This window comes from Streptomyces sp. R302 (assembly GCF_012927245.1).
GTDB lineage: Bacteria > Actinomycetota > Actinomycetes > Streptomycetales > Streptomycetaceae > Streptomyces.
In genome coordinates this window covers 611,833-625,861 of record NZ_JABBGE010000002.1, presented here as the reverse complement: position 1 = coordinate 625,861, position 14,029 = coordinate 611,833, and the positions used below count along the sequence as shown (strand labels likewise).

Sequence of the window (14,029 nt, the reverse complement as noted above, 5' to 3'; positions counted from 1 at the left end):
ACGGTGGCCGCCCCGGCTCCGGCCCCGGCCGCGGCCCCGGTCCCCTCCACCTCCACGAGCGCGCCGGGCGGCGTGAGGGGGGTCTGCGGCCGTCGGCGGCCTTGCGGCTGACTTGTCCTGTGCTGCTCCACCTCACCAACGTAGGTCGGGACACGGCGGGAGGGGCCCGGGACACGCCCTTCGGGTGACCTTGGGGCCACAGTTCGACCGATCCCGACCGTACGTGGCCGGGAGGCGCCCCGGGCCGCGACCCCGGCGGACGGCGAGGGCCCGCGCCGGGCCCCCGTAAACTGGGGGATCGACCCACCGTCCGCCCCCCATCCGCATCTAGGGAAGTCGCCACCGTGTCGCTCACGATCGGAATCGTCGGCCTGCCGAATGTCGGCAAGTCGACCCTGTTCAACGCCCTGACCAAGAACGACGTGCTGGCGGCCAACTACCCGTTCGCCACGATCGAGCCGAACGTCGGCGTCGTCGGCGTCCCCGACCCGCGCCTGCAGCAGCTCGCCGACATCTTCGGCTCGCAGCGCCTGCTCCCCGCCACCGTCGACTTCGTCGACATCGCGGGCATCGTGCGCGGCGCGAGCGAGGGCGAGGGCCTGGGCAACAAGTTCCTCGCGAACATCCGCGAGTCCGACGCGATCTGCCAGGTCATCCGCGCCTTCAAGGACGAGAACGTCGTCCACGTCGACGGCAAGGTCTCGCCCAAGGACGACATCGAGACGATCAACACCGAGCTGATCCTCGCCGACCTCCAGACCATCGAGAAGGTCCTCCCGCGGCTCCAGAAGGAGATGCGGATCAAGAAGGACACGGCGCCCAAGGTCGCCGCCGTCGAGGCCGCCCAGGCGATCCTGGAGAAGGGCGACACCCTCTTCTCCCAGGGCATCGTCCAGGGCTCGGAGAAGGCGGAGCTCCTCCACGACCTCCACCTCCTCACCACCAAGCCCTTCCTCTACGTCTTCAACGTCGACGAGGACGAGCTGACGGACGACGCCTTCAAGGCCGAGCAGAGCGCCCTCGTCGCCCCGGCCGAGGCGATCTTCCTCAACGCCAAGCTGGAGCAGGACCTCGCCGAGCTCGACGAGGAGGACGCCATGGAACTCCTCCAGTCCGTCGGCGCCGAGGAGCCCGGCCTCGCCACCCTCGCCCGTGTCGGCTTCGACACCCTCGGCCTCCAGACCTACCTGACGGCCGGCCCCAAGGAGTCCCGCGCCTGGACCATCAAGAAGGGCGCCACGGCCCCCGAGGCGGCCGGTGTCATCCACACCGACTTCCAGAAGGGCTTCATCAAGGCCGAGGTCATCTCCTTCGCCGACCTCCTCGAAGCCGGCTCGGTAACCGAAGCCCGCGCCAAGGGCAAGGCCCGCATGGAGGGCAAGGAGTACGTCATGCAGGACGGCGACGTGGTGGAGTTCCGCTTCAACGTGTGATCGCAGTGTTACTGCAAGTCAGACCCTTCGTTGTGTTCGCGGAGGACGGGGGGACCGGCCTTTAGGGAGCCGGCCCCCTGCTGTTTCCCGTGCCGGGAATCCTGCTCCTCGGACCTCTGTCTTTGCATCGCCGTTTCTCGTGGCTATGCGCAAGGGGACTGGGGGCGGGTGGACGCTCCCCTGCCGCGGTGTGCGGCGAAGGGGAGCCTCGGAGAGCCGACCGTCTACCGGATCAGATCCTGTTCTCGTCGTCCTCGTCCCATGGGCCAGGTTCGGCGGGCCGGTGCGGACTGTGAGACAGGTCCCAGAAGTGCGGAGACGGAGTATCTTCCTCGCCCGTCTCCCACCGACCTCGACCCCGGTCCTCGGCGTTTGCGCTGCCCCCTGCCGTCCTCGGTGTGAACGTGCTCGCACCAGGGGCCACGTCCGGGTCGGTGAACGGCGGGCCCTCGGGGGACGGTGAGCGGGGCGGCCAGGGGCCGGCGGTGTTCCCCTCGCCCGAAGGCTCGTCCTCCGGGCTCTCGTCGGGACCCAGGCCAAAGGCCCGCCTGATCTCGTCGGCAGCCTCGTCCAGCCCCTCCGTTTTCAAGAACCTCATTACGCGGTGCGCGAGCACCGTGTACCCGTCCATGTCCGGCTTCAGGCCCGCCTCCGTCAGCAACAGGCGCAGTCGATCCGAGACCCCTACTTCCTCCTCGCGGTCGAAAACCCCTCCTCCGTGGCCGTCCCCGTCCCACAGCGGGCCTCCGACGGTCGCTTCGTTCCGTGCGCCCACGGGTGGGACGAGCAGGTGGCGGAAGAGCTCGGGCACTTCCTCGTCGTTGGCCGCCGCCGCGACCTGGGCGAGCGGGCCGATCATGTCGACCGCCTTCTCGATTTCGTTCTCGTGGCGGGCGAGCCACCACACCACCGCGCTGCCCGCGCTCTTGAGCACGTCGTCACCGAGATAGCGCCGCTTGTTGCGCTCGTGCTGACGCTCGTACTCCCAGATCTCCTCGTCCTTGCGAAGGTCGTTCAGCTTCTGCAGGCGTTCGCGGTCGGCGGGGGCGAGGGTCAGCGTCACATCGGCCGCCATGGCCTTCACCCGTCCGCTCAGGTCGGGGAGCAGGATGCCCAGCTGCCCCTCCAGGAGGTACCGTGCGAAGCTTGCCCGGCCGGGTTCCTCGTGACGGACGACCTCCAGGGCCCGGCTGACGACCGAGGACACGGCGAGGGCTGAGGAGGCACTGTCTGCCTGGCCGGCGTGGTCGGGGACTGGCCTCCACCACACGGTGGCGGAGAAGAGGAAGTCGTAGCCGTTCGTCGCGCTCGACAGCGCCGCGTCGACCACCCGTGCCTCCTGGTACGGCCGCTCCGTCGGCACCGCGGGCGGCTCGGGTTCCCCGGGCTCGTACGGGTCGGCGGGCGTGTGGCCACTGCTGAGGACCGTCATCACGAGCAGGAGGGAACCGGAGGCCGTGACCATGGACATAAAGCCCCACAACCATGCCGACCAGTCCAGGAAGTGTCCGAGCACAGCTGGTGCGAGGCCGCAGAGAGTGACGAACAGCAGGCGGGGAAAACGGTGTTTCATCGTTCCTCTTCCGTGGTCCGTGGTTTTGCGCCCGCACGCTCCGTACTTTCCGGGCGGGCGTACTGCGCTTGGTCGATGTGCCGCCAGAAGAGGGCGGCGACGGCCGCCCGGGACGGGTGGCGCGCAGACCGTGCCCAGCCGCAGGCGATGACGTAGAGGCGGTGGAGGGCGGCCGTGCGGCCGTGCGTCGCCCTGACCATCACGGTCAGCGCCATCTCTTGCGTGCGGTCGTCCGCCACGGCGTCCAGCCAGCTGTTCACCAGCGGGTTCCAGAGTTCCGTCGGCGATTGCGAGAACACCGTCTTCCAGCCCAGGAACAGGTCCGGCCAGCGGGGTGGGTCCGGCGCTCGGTCGCTCCTCAACAGCTCTGCGAGCAGGTGGAGATGGGAATGTGCCCCGGATTGTTCCTGACGGGCCCGGTCCCGCAGGCGGTCGATCAGCAGCCGGTAGAGCCGACGGTCACGGCCGGTGAGGTCGAGAAGCGCTTCCCGGGCCCCGTGCGCTGCCCCCTCCCTCCGTACGGCGAGGTGGTGGAGGCGCACCACTGCTTGATCTGGGTGCGTCGCGCCGAGGCTCTGGTGACAGGCGGTTGTCAGGACACAGGCCAGGCCGTCAGACAAGGAGCCGGACCTCGTGACGCACTCGTATATCCGCCTGCGGAACCAACCCCCGAACTCCTCGTGGCGAAGACCGAGTTCGAGAGCTGTCGCGGCTCGCGGATCGCCGGACGCCCTGGCCGCGTCGTTCGCCCAGCGCACCACGAGGCCGAAGAGGTCGTCGGGCCGCCGGACGGCCAGGGACCGCTCGCCGAAGCGGACGACGACGTCCACCTGGTCGTCGGTGGTCAGGCCGTTCAGCTCGGCGGCAGAGCCGATCCAGTCCCTGAGGCCGTTGCGCACCCCGGGGAAGTTCGCCCAGAAGTACGTCCGCACCGCGTCGGCGTAGGCCAGCCGCTCGAAGCGGAGTCGCCCGTCCGGGGCCCGTTCGATCCCGAGCGCTTTCAACCGCTCCCCAAAGTCCGCCTGCGCGAACTCGGAGGTCACCTCCTCCTTGTGCCCCACCTCCTTCAACAGGCCTTGCCATGCCTCGTAAACGGTGTCGGCGCGAGCTCCCTCGAACACTGCCGCCGCGAGCAGCAGGGCCCGCTCGGGCGCGGTGCGGACCGCGACCATCTGCTGACCCACCTCACCGGCACGGTCGGTCACCGCGTGTATCGCCTGGTCGAGCCATCCCGCGAAGTCGGATCCGAATCGGCCACTGTCGCGGGCGGCCTTCACCAGCCCCGCGAGTCGCGCCAGTTCCCGCATGGGGGAGCGGTCACACAGGCGCTGGAGGTCGGCGCTCCTCAGATCCGCAGGGTGGAAGGCCATCCGGTCCATGCGGAGGTACCGGGTGACGACAGTGACGCCCCGGGGGCGCTCCAGCTGCACCCTGTGCGGTTCGAAGTCCGGCGCATGGGCGTGCTCCATGACCGACGGCAGGACGACGACCATGTGGGCCCCCGCCTCCTGGACCTTCGACCGGTGCACGGCCAGATGGTGCTGAGCCCTGGTGTACTCCTCTTCGTCGGTGATCCCGGAGAGGTCGAGAAGGAAGCGGTCCCCCTCACCGGGGGTGAGTGGCTTGTCGTTCCTGTTCTCGTCCTTGGCCGTGGCGGGAAGCTCCTCGACCCGAACCCTCTCCTCGTCGGCGCTCCCGTCCTCACCGAACCCGTGCAGCAGCATGATTGCCGCAGCGCGTCGGCCGCTGCCGGGCGGTCCCTCCAGCAGCACCACCGACCCCGGTTTCTTCAGGTGGTCGGCGGCGATGCGGTAGCCCCTGGGGGGAACGAACCGGTTGGCCAGGCGCACCCGGTCCTCGCGGGCGATCCGGAGGGACTCGACCCCTTTGCGGGTCATCCAGTCCGTGGCGGCGCCGTAGAAGACGTACTGGGGCCCCTCGCCGTTGTTCACCGGGCCGCGCGGATCGTTGACGGTGACGCGGTCCTGCTCGGTCATCGCCCGTCGTCCGAGCGCCGGCGCTCGCGCTCGAAGCGCTGGTGGACCGTACCGCTGTTGTCGCCGGCGGTGAACTGGACCCCGGTGTTGTCGCCCTCGAAGTGAGGTGCGTTGTACTGGTGGCCCCGGCCGGTGTTCACGGGCCCCTGCGGCTCGTTGACGAAGGTGCCGAACATGTCTCCGTTGAGGTTTCCGATGCCGCCGCGCACGCGCTGTTCGACGTCACGCGTCCGCATCCTGATGTGCCCGGTGTCCCGGGCCGACTTCTCGCGTGACTTCGCCTCCGTCCGCTCCCTTGCCGCACGGCTTTCGCGGTCTGCCCTGCTCAGCTCGGGCAGCAGCCGGGCGAGGGTGTCCCCGAGCGTCGTCAGGTCCGACTCGGCGTTGCGGTGGTCGAATCGCCTGTACTGGAAGTCCGCCAGCTCCAGCAGATCGTCAGGAAGGACGGTGCGGTCGATCCGCGTGGCCTTTCCGATGAGCACGGGAATCACCAGGATCCCGCGGTCGAGCGCGGTCTGGATCTCGCGACGGGTCCAGTCCTGTTCGGCTTCGAGCGCGGGGCGGCCGTCGGTCCCCCGTACCTCCGCCCAGCGCGGGCCGATCACGGCGAGGAGCGCCTCGCACTCCTCCACCGCCCTGACCAGTTCCGCCGGGAAACGGCGTCCGGGATCAATCGAATTGCTGGCGAAGAAGATCCGCTCGTCGCCGAACCTCCGGGCGAGTTCCCGGGCGATCATGGTCGCGGCGGATTCCTCGTCCCCTGTGCGGTAGTTGACGAAGACGTCGGGCATGAAGGTTCCCTTCGTGAGAGAAAAACGAATGAACGGACACGGGGCTGTGGACCGGGGTTCCGGTTCGCCGAGTCAGGGGTCCCGACCGTGTGACGGCATGGCGCGTCCACGGGAGGGCATATGAATGGAGGGGCACCGCCTGTGCGTCACTGGCTGCGGGCAGCCCGGAGAAGCCGGAAGGCGTGATGCGACGCGTCGGGCGGGAACCAGAGAGGCCCGCGGGGATCATGCGATCCGGAGGGCCGGAGAACCGGTACGGCGGGGCGAGCCGGGCGGCTCGAGTCCGTCTCGGTCGTGGAGCGACTTTCAGCTGTGCGCGGGGGCGAGTACGCGTGCCAGCGCGGGCTGCAGATCACGTACGGCGCGGCTGCTCCGGAACCGGGACAGTTCCCGCGCGAGGCGTCGGACGTCGCTGTTCACTGTCGCCGAGGGCACGGCCGGCATCACTCCCAGGAGCTCCCCGGCGATCGCGCACGCGTGCTCTACCTCCCCGGAGGCGGCATGTGCCAGGGACCTGCGGAAGCCGTACCGGGCGCGGGTACGCAGCGCGTACGGCGGGAGGCGGCGGTACTCCCGGTCGAGCACCTCGGCAGCGGCCTTGGGGCGCCCGAGGTCGTGCAGACACCAGCCGGTCGACATCGCCGCCGGATCGCTCACGTGGGAGGTGCCGATCACGGGTTCGGCGCCGTTGAGGGCGTCGTCGGCGGCGAGCAGTTCCCGCGCCCTGTCGAGGCTGCGGAGGCATTCGACTTCGTTGCCGACGAGCGCGTGCCCTTGGGCCTCTCGTTGGGCCGCGAGTCCCCTGATGCGCGGTGGGAGTTCGCTGCTCTGGGCGCGGCGGGCCAGGGCGACGGTGCCGGCGGCGTCACCGCCGTACATGGTGACCAGGGCGCGCCTTACCAGTGCGTAGGAACTGAGGTATGGGTCACCCCCGGCGCGCGCCAGTTCGACGGCCTCGCCTGTCCAGCCGAGTGCCGCGTCGCTGTCCCCGGCCTCCTGGGCCATCCAGCCGGTGAACTCCGCGAACCGTGAGGCGAGCAGAAACGCGGGGGCCTGGGAGGCGGACCGGGCGCCGGAGGCGAGCCCGGCGACCATGCGGGTCTGTGTCTCCAGCAGGGGCAGCAGGACCTTGGGAGCGGTGGACTGACCGAGCTTCCGCAGCTGGTCGAACTGCATGCGGTAGGAGCCCAGGAGGGGGTCGTCGGCGGAGGACAACGCCTGACCGCCGAGTTTCAGGCCGAGGTCGATCAGCACTCCCGTACCCGCCGAGAGGACTGCCCGACGCCCGACGAGCCAGCGGCTCGGACCGGCGGGGGACTCGGCGGAGCTCGAGTCCGAGTCTGCTTCGGGGCGGGCGACCAGGCGCTGCAGCTCGCCGTCCGCGCCGAGGAAGGCGTCACACCGCCGGGCCAGTTCGGGGGAGGGGGAACGCTCTCCGCGTTCGACCTTGCTGAGGTGCCCCTTGTCGTAGTTGAGCGCCACGGAGAACTCGGTAAGAGTCAGCCCCGCTTCCACTCGTAAACGGCGAAGTTCCGGGCCAAAACGTAAAGTCGTGCTCATCATCAACCTCCCCTTGAACAGTGACCGCGAGAGCCGTCCGCCCTCACGGGAGCCGTCATCAGACGATCACCGATCGACGCGAAACCCGGCGGTGAACACCTGCTGTAACGGCGTCGTTTCGCTTCGCGTCCGAAACTGAGTCTGGCACGACCCTCGTCTGGAGAATCGGGGTTTGGTGGTGTTGCCCGTTGCCTCTTTCGTTCTTCGCTGTTCCCCGCCCGTTCCTCGGAGTGACCGGGATTGACCATGATCGAAACAAAGTGTTCGAGAGCGATGGGGTCAGGGGCGGGGTCCCGTCCTTCACGAAGTCGCAGTGCTCGATTACGTAGCCGCAGCTGGTCTCCGCGGGTGCCGGAACGGCATCGGCCACCTCGCCGGGGACAGGTCGGTACGGTCGATTCAGGCGGGGGCGGAGGCACCCAGCAGGGGCCAGGTGCGGGACTCTTCGACCAGGTGCTCCCAGGGCGCGGTCCATGCGGGTTCCCAGTCCAGATCGGTGCCGGAGATGACGTACGTGCGTCTGGCGCCCACCTGCCAGAACTGGGAGTAGAGGATCACCTGGGTGTGGTCGGCGAGGTCGTTGATGATCTCGGTGAAGTGGGCCGAGGGCAGCCGGGGACGTCATCTGTAGCGGTCGCTCGAAGGCGTGCTGTGAGCGGAGGGGCGACAGGGCTGCGTGCGCCGAGTTCGGTCAGGGCCCAGCGGATGTCGGGCGGGCTCGCTCCAGTCCGGCGGTGTCGCCCGTTCCAGGCAGGCACGGTAGGCGTCGACCGCGCCTTCGATCTCCAGGCTCGCCAGGGCCATCGCCGCCCATTCCCGGACGGTGGAGTCGTTGCTGCTCAGGAGGGCGATCAGGTCGGGTATGTCAATCGAACTGGCTCTGGCCTGCATTCGGTGGCGACCGAGAGTGCTGGTCGAGCCGGTAGATGCCTACCCGGGCCAGCTGCCTCTCCACCCACACGTCCAGAGTCGCGGAGCCCTGAACGACGAGTCGAATGGGCGTATCGCTGCGCGTGACTATCGTCGCCGTGCGTCACCACCGGATGTGAGCCAGAGTCGAACGATTTACGGTCCCGCGGCTGGACTATTAGACGGTGCGGATGACAGGGGCGGGTTTGATGTCTTGGGCGTCGATGAGGGTGCGGATGTCGTTCGGGTCTGAGGTCCAGATGATGGCGCCGAGGCTGGCTGCCATGGTCACGACGGTGGCGTCGACGATGTCGGAGGTGCCGGCCTTGCCGCAGAGGATGCCTGCGGCTTTGGCGGTTTCGAGGCCGACGGGTACGACGTGGCACCCGGCGAGGAACTTGCCGAGTCTGACCTGGCGGCGGGAGTCCCGCCATGCCTGGCTTACGACGACGGAGGGGACGTGGATGTCCCGGCCGTCGTCGAGGGCCAGGCTGTGGCGGGCCCAAATGTGTCGGTCGTCGTTGTCGATGGCGATGAGTACGCCGGCGTCGTACAGGTAGGGGATGTTCACGCGGCCGAGGCTCCCGGGCTGCTGAGGTACTCGGCATCGGCGGCGGCAAGGTCCGCGCGGGCGGCGGCTAGCTCTTCGGGAGTGAAGGCGCCGTGTTCTGCCTGCCACTCCTGGATGACGGCCCGGCCGGCCCGCAGGCGCAGCTCGCGTTCGGCTGCTCCGGCGACGAGACGGGAGAGCGGGATACCTTCTTCCTCGGCGGCTCCGGCCAGGGCTTCGACCAGAGATTCGTCGAGAGTGATAGTCACCTTCTTGGTAGCCATACATCCACCATAGCGCGGTATGGCCTTCGATGCTTGTGTACGGGTTACACGCATGCAAGCGCGGAGGGCGTGAGCGCATCCAGCGAGGAGGGTCTCGCCGATCCGATGGCCCGCGGGACCGTGGGGAGGGGCTGGGTCCGCATTCGCCGGAAAGAGGGGTTTGGCGGTGAAGTCCTTGCCCGTCCGTGAGGTGGCGGTGCACGGTTTCGAGCACGGGCCGGGCGGAGGATCGTGGGGGGCTTGGGGTGGCGAGCGTCTTTCAGAGGTGCAAGAAGGACGTCCGGGACCGGAACTTTCCCTGTGATCGTCCGCGGTGTCGGCATGGGTGGACGGTGCGCTACCGGGAGCCGGGCGGTAGGCGCGGGCGTCAGCGGGAGAGGTCGTTTCCCCGTCGGGTGGGTGCGGATGGTGCGGACGCTTTCGCCGACAAGGTCGAGAACGACAAGAAGGCCAGCATTCGCTTTGATTCCGGGCGAGGGCTTGTGGCGTTGCGAGTCTGGGCTCAGGAGTGGCTGGAGAGACAGGTCGTTGGTGAGTTCACACGCCGCAACTACGAAGGGTTCATCCGTAACCATCTCGGGCCGTGTCTGGGACGGAAGACGCTGGCTGGGCTGGCGCGACGCGACTTCGAGGAGTTCGCCAAGGACCTGCATGCCTCGGGTGAGGGGTTGGCGGTCTCCACGGTCAATGACCGCATGGTGATGGTGGCCGCCATCATGGAGGCGGCGGTCGTCGACAAGCGCATCACGGAGAACCCTGCTCGAGGCATCCGGATATCCCGTAGGGATGCTGTGGCGGTGGACGAGGACGCAGTGCCGACGCCAGCTGAGGTTGATCTGATCGCTGCGCATATCACGCCACAGTTCCGCCTCGCCGTCTACCTTCAGTCCGGTACAGGTCAGCGACCCAGCGAGGCCCTGGCCTTCTCCACCGAGTGCAGGCGGTCTGGCTTCGTCAGGATCCGATGGCAGGTGAGTGCCAGGGCGCACCGCGAGGACTGCCGGACGCCCTTCGTCCCCCTGAAGCATCGGCTGGAGAAGGAGTGCCGGGACATTCCCACCGCTCTGTTCGTCGAGCAGGAGATTGATGCTCATCTCCGCAGGTGGAAGCCGGTGCCCGTGGTTTTACCGGGCAGAAGGGCAAGCGGATTCGACTCGAGACCTTCTTCGCCCCGCGTCAGCCTGGCGCCGGGGTGATGCCGTCCATCGCGTCCTACGGCTACCAGTTCAAGAAGGCATGCCTCCTGGCCGGCCTGGTCGATCTGGACGGCAGGGCCAAGTACACGCCTCGTAGCCTGCGGCACTTCTTCGCCTCCACTGCCCTGGCCAACGGTGTGCCGATCCACGAGGTGTCGCGTTGGCTGGGGCACCGTTCGGTCAAGACGACGGTCGATATCTACGGGCATCTGCTGCCCGGCGCGTGGGAGCGCTGCCGGGAAGTCTTGCAGCGTGCCATGTGGCCCGTGCCCCCGGATGTGACGTCCCCGCCGTCGGAGGAGGCGAGCTCGAGCGCCGGCAACCGAGCTGTGTAGGCGTACGAGGGCTGGCTGGCCTGTGTGGTGCTGGGATGGAACACCCGTGCTGGGATGGTGCTGGGATGCGCCCTGAAGGAACCGCGTTTCCGCAGGTGGGAGCTCTGTACTACAGGTTCCGCTTCAACGTCTGAACTCCACCACGTCGCTGATGTGGGGGAGTTCAATGCGAAAGTACGTGCTCTCGGCGACGGGCGAATCGTGCCCCTCTGGCGGAGGAGACGTCTCGTTGCCCGGGGGGCAAGCGGCCGCTACCGCGTTGATCGGCAAGGGGGCGGTGGCCAGTGCTGGGGGGAGGCGTAGCGGCGCCTACGACGCGGATCTGTTGCGGAGTGTCCTTCGCGGCCCGAAGTGCCGGGGCGGCTGCCGGTGGGCATCCGGCGACCGTTGCCGCGCCGGCGGTCGCCGTTGCGGCCGGGGTGATTGCAAGTCGGGGCATCGGCCAGGCGCGGCAGCGTGTTGAGCAGGGCTGCGGCCCAGGGGGCGGGCAGCGTCAGGCCGACCGGGAGCAGGGTCTGGGAGGCGGCGGGAGTGGAGGACTTGGCCACGATGTGGGCCAGGACCAGTGTCACGAGGGCCGGTCCCCCGAGCGCCGCCGTGGTGCCCGGGTATCCGCCGAGCGCGAGCCCGACGCCGGTGAGCTCGGTGGCGGGGAAGGCGCCGAAGCGTGGCGATGGCGGGAGGCCAGGGTTCGTACCAGCGTGACGAGCCAGGCGATCGGGGGCTTTCCAGGAAGTCGCGTCTTGCGTTCCGCGGCGGCGTGGCGTTCGTCTGCTCCTCTCGCTCGTGGTCGTTGTGGGCGGGTGCTGCGACATCAGGACGGACTCGACCCGGACCTCGGTGCCCCGTGGGACGGGAACGGCCGCACGCGCCGCGTCCTTCACGGGCCGGCCGCCCAGGTACAACAGAACCTCGCCGTAGCCGTCCGCCGGGATCGCGGTGACCACCGACCCGGATGTGCCCGTAGGGTCCTCGCCGCGCGGTGCGGGCGCGGAGCCATCGCGCATGAGTACCCGGCTGAACCGCCAGGTCACCCATCCGGCGACGCCCCCCCCGCGACCACGCCCGCACCGGTGGCGACGCCCGCCCCCGTGAAACCGGGAGCCGACACGAAGCCGGCGGTCACCGGTTCATGCATCCCTTGATGCCATCGCCGTGCCGTGGGGACGAACGCGGGGACGAGCGCGGCCGCCTGCTCGGGCGCCGCTTCAGGGACGAGATGCCCCGCGCCGTGGCGCCGGGACGGTCGGCGGACCGGTCCTCCTCCGCGGCCGTCACCGCGCTGGGGGCGGATCATATGATCTCGGCCATGCGACGAGATGTGATCGACGGTGTGCCCGTTCTGTGGGCGGAGGCGCCTGGACCCCTTGAAGCCGCTCTGATCTTCGGCTGCGGGATGGGCGACGAGACGTTCCGGACCCTCGGAGTGAGTCACCTTGTCGAACACCTGGCGATGAGCTCGCTGCCGCGGCTCCACCACGATCACAACGCGTCGGTGACGCTCTCGCTCACGGACTTCACCGCTTCCGGGAGTGACGAGCAGGTCGCGCGGTTCCTCACCCGTGTCTGCGAGGCGCTGTCTTCCCTGCCGTTGGACCGACTGGAGCGAGAGGCCGGTGTGCTCGCCGCCGAGGGCTCCGGTATCACCGATCCGACCAGCGCGGAGTTGCTGTCGTTCCGATACGGCTCTGTCGGGGCGGGTCTGGCTTCCTGGGACGGTCCCGGTCCCGACCGCATCCCCGCCGAGGCCGTCCGGGACATCGCCGCTCGCTACTTCCACGCGGACAACGCCGTTCTGATCCTGACGGGCCGGCCCCCGGCGGAACTCCGCCTGCCGCTGCCGCGAGGCGCACGCCCCGACCGCGACGGGGCACAGCCGGTGATGAACCCGGGGCCGGCCTGGTTCCAAGCCGTCGTGCCCGGCCCTGGTCTCGCGCTCCGTGGCGATCTCGACGATCCCGCGCTCGTGCTCGCCCTCGCTGTGCTCCAGGAACGGCTCAGGCAGCGGGCACGGCACCAGGAGGGCCTTTCGTACGACGTGGTCGGCGCCCGCATGCACACCGGAGCCGGCCAGGGCGAGTACACCCTCTGCCTGGACGCCCGCGAGGGCAAGGAGCAGCGTGTGGCCGAGCTGCTGTGGCAGGAGGCGCTGCGCATGGCCCGCACGGGAGTCACCGAAGAGGAACTCGCCGAAGAGGCAGTCGGGTTGCGCGAATCCTGGCTCGACCCGCGGTCGACGTCCTCCGAGCTCGGCGACGCGGCCGGGTGCCTGTTGCTGGGGCTCGACTACCAGGACCCGCGGACACGGCTGGACGCCCTGGAGAAGGTCACCCCGGAACAGGCGGGGCAGGCGTTCATCACCGCGCTCGCCACCGCCCTGCTGGCCGTCCCCTGCGAAGTGGAGGTGAGCCTCGGGCAGCTTGACGGCACCCCGCTGCCCCGCGGAGGCTGCACCACGACCCAGACATTCCCGGCGGACGTACGCGTGTTCAAGCCCTCTCTGCTCGACCGCGCCCTCTCCTCCGCTGCCCGCACGGCACGGCTCGGAATCGGCGCCTCGGGCCTGTGGTCACGAGACGCTGACGGCGGCGTGCACCATGTGCCCTTCGACGAGGTTGTCGGCGTGGAGATGCGAGGGCCGGGGCGTGTGGTGTTCGGCCGAAGCGGCTGCCTGATCCCGGTCATGCCCGAGATGTGGGCGAAGATCGGGCCAGCCGTCGCAGCCATCGACGCCGCTGTGCCGGCGGCGTTGCGCTACGAGACCTCCGGCCTCGTCACCGACGGTGACGACTGAGCCTCCGGCGACGCACGGGCCGGCCGCCCGCGGACCGCGATCCCGCCGACCCGCTCGACCCACCGGCCGGCTGAAGGTGTCGTCGCCCGAGGGCCTTGCGGTCCCCGCCGCGGCTCGGCGTCGTCCCATGCCGCGATCTGCCGACGGGCGTCAGGCCCACCGTGTGCTGCGCGGATCGAGGGTCCGTGGCGGGCCGGATGGTCGGTGTGCGGAGTCGCGCACGGTCAAGTCGTCCATATGTGGAGCAGGTGGGCTGTCAGACCGCGGGACGTGGTCCCCTACCTGTCCCGCAGGGCCTTCGAAGAGGCCGACCGCTGCCCCCCCCCAAGGGGCCGTCGTACCGGTGGCCGGTCCGTATGAGTGCGGCCACCCAGGGATTCTGGGTGGCCGCACGCTGGTGGAGCGCTACTTCTTCTGGCGCCTGCTGATCACGAGAACCGTGAGCAGGCCGCAGACCAGGCCGGCGAGGCCCCAGGGGCCGCTTGGACTGTGGTCGTTGAGAACGTAGCCGATGGCGGAGAAGGCGACGGCAACAGTCAGGACGATGAGGCCCCAGAAGCGTCTTCCCGGCATCCGTTCACTCCTTGTCGAGTCGTCGGTCGTCCTG

Annotated in this window: 12 protein-coding genes and 1 pseudogene; 4 read left to right on the top strand and 9 right to left on the bottom strand. The window is 69.3% G+C overall.

Going from position 1 to position 14,029, the window contains the following annotated elements; all coding sequences use genetic code 11:
• The first annotated feature begins 344 nt into the window (after positions 1-344).
• Positions 345-1,433, top strand: a complete 1,089-nt coding sequence (gene ychF, locus HHL19_RS08615; protein ID WP_169087270.1) for a redox-regulated ATPase YchF — start codon at positions 345-347, stop codon at positions 1,431-1,433.
• A gap of 232 nt (positions 1,434-1,665) precedes the next feature.
• On the opposite strand, the gene HHL19_RS08610 is transcribed toward ychF, so the two are convergent.
• The 7 genes from HHL19_RS08610 to HHL19_RS08580 all read right to left on the bottom strand — a co-directional run bounded on the left by HHL19_RS08610 (position 1,666) and on the right by HHL19_RS08580 (position 9,097).
• A complete protein-coding gene (locus HHL19_RS08610; RefSeq protein WP_169087268.1) occupies positions 1,666-3,006 on the bottom strand; it encodes a hypothetical protein in 1,341 nt (446 codons plus the stop codon).
• Positions 3,003-5,003, bottom strand: coding sequence for a hypothetical protein (locus HHL19_RS08605; protein WP_169087266.1), 2,001 nt, complete (start codon positions 5,001-5,003; stop codon positions 3,003-3,005). The genes HHL19_RS08610 and HHL19_RS08605 overlap by 4 nt, the downstream gene beginning before the upstream one ends.
• Entirely contained in the window at positions 5,000-5,794 is a 795-nt protein-coding gene (locus HHL19_RS08600) for a toll/interleukin-1 receptor domain-containing protein (protein ID WP_169087264.1), read from the bottom strand. The genes HHL19_RS08605 and HHL19_RS08600 overlap by 4 nt, the downstream gene beginning before the upstream one ends.
• A gap of 306 nt (positions 5,795-6,100) precedes the next feature.
• On the bottom strand, positions 6,101-7,354 hold the full coding sequence (locus tag HHL19_RS08595; RefSeq protein ID WP_169087262.1) for a helix-turn-helix transcriptional regulator: 1,254 nt from the start codon (positions 7,352-7,354) through the stop codon (positions 6,101-6,103).
• Positions 7,355-7,753: 399 nt separating this feature from the next.
• Complete coding sequence (locus HHL19_RS37110; protein ID WP_240981477.1) at positions 7,754-7,912, bottom strand: hypothetical protein; 159 nt, start codon at positions 7,910-7,912, stop codon at positions 7,754-7,756.
• Positions 7,913-8,441: 529 nt separating this feature from the next.
• Complete coding sequence (locus HHL19_RS08585; RefSeq protein WP_169087260.1) at positions 8,442-8,834, bottom strand: PIN domain-containing protein; 393 nt, start codon at positions 8,832-8,834, stop codon at positions 8,442-8,444.
• On the bottom strand, positions 8,831-9,097 hold the full coding sequence (locus HHL19_RS08580) for a hypothetical protein (RefSeq protein WP_152370712.1): 267 nt from the start codon (positions 9,095-9,097) through the stop codon (positions 8,831-8,833). Before HHL19_RS08580 ends, HHL19_RS08585 begins: the two co-directional genes overlap by 4 nt.
• A gap of 245 nt (positions 9,098-9,342) precedes the next feature.
• Here HHL19_RS08580 and HHL19_RS37105 point away from each other — a divergent pair, with 245 nt between their 5' ends.
• Together HHL19_RS37105 and HHL19_RS37100 are read left to right on the top strand one after the other, a co-directional pair.
• Positions 9,343-10,293 (top strand): site-specific integrase, encoded by a 951-nt coding sequence (locus HHL19_RS37105; RefSeq protein ID WP_169087258.1) that lies wholly within the window; start codon positions 9,343-9,345, stop codon positions 10,291-10,293.
• Positions 10,293-10,628 (top strand): tyrosine-type recombinase/integrase, encoded by a 336-nt coding sequence (locus HHL19_RS37100; RefSeq protein WP_169087256.1) that lies wholly within the window; start codon positions 10,293-10,295, stop codon positions 10,626-10,628. Before HHL19_RS37105 ends, HHL19_RS37100 begins: the two co-directional genes overlap by 1 nt.
• An 818-nt stretch (positions 10,629-11,446) precedes the next feature.
• Here the strand turns inward: HHL19_RS37100 and HHL19_RS37095 are convergent.
• Positions 11,447-11,721 (bottom strand): annotated as a pseudogene (locus HHL19_RS37095) (hypothetical protein); the annotation flags it as partial.
• 204 nt (positions 11,722-11,925) lie between these two features.
• Between HHL19_RS37095 and HHL19_RS08565 the strand changes: the two are divergent.
• Positions 11,926-13,422: an insulinase family protein gene (locus tag HHL19_RS08565; RefSeq protein ID WP_169087254.1), complete on the top strand. Its 1,497-nt coding sequence runs from the start codon at positions 11,926-11,928 to the stop codon at positions 13,420-13,422.
• A 405-nt stretch (positions 13,423-13,827) separates the two neighbouring features.
• Here the strand turns inward: HHL19_RS08565 and HHL19_RS08560 are convergent, their stop codons facing one another.
• The gene (locus HHL19_RS08560) at positions 13,828-13,995 is read right to left on the bottom strand and encodes a hypothetical protein (RefSeq protein WP_169087252.1); all 168 of its coding nucleotides are present in this window, start codon (positions 13,993-13,995) and stop codon (positions 13,828-13,830) included.
• Positions 13,996-14,029: the final 34 nt, after the last annotated feature.

Bases quoted from the DNA above. Each gene is read 5' to 3' on its own strand.
- HHL19_RS08610 (WP_169087268.1), bottom strand. From the start codon at position 3,006: ATGAAACACCGTTTTCCCCGCCTGCTGTTCGTCACTCTCTGCGGCCTC.
- HHL19_RS37100 (WP_169087256.1), top strand. From the start codon at position 10,293: ATGCCGTCCATCGCGTCCTACGGCTACCAGTTCAAGAAGGCATGCCTC.
- HHL19_RS08580 (WP_152370712.1), bottom strand. From the start codon at position 9,097: ATGGCTACCAAGAAGGTGACTATCACTCTCGACGAATCTCTGGTCGAA.
- HHL19_RS08600 (WP_169087264.1), bottom strand. From the start codon at position 5,794: ATGCCCGACGTCTTCGTCAACTACCGCACAGGGGACGAGGAATCCGCC.
- HHL19_RS08605 (WP_169087266.1), bottom strand. From the start codon at position 5,003: ATGACCGAGCAGGACCGCGTCACCGTCAACGATCCGCGCGGCCCGGTG.
- HHL19_RS08595 (WP_169087262.1), bottom strand. From the start codon at position 7,354: ATGAGCACGACTTTACGTTTTGGCCCGGAACTTCGCCGTTTACGAGTG.
- HHL19_RS08560 (WP_169087252.1), bottom strand. From the start codon at position 13,995: ATGCCGGGAAGACGCTTCTGGGGCCTCATCGTCCTGACTGTTGCCGTC.
- HHL19_RS08565 (WP_169087254.1), top strand. From the start codon at position 11,926: ATGATCTCGGCCATGCGACGAGATGTGATCGACGGTGTGCCCGTTCTG.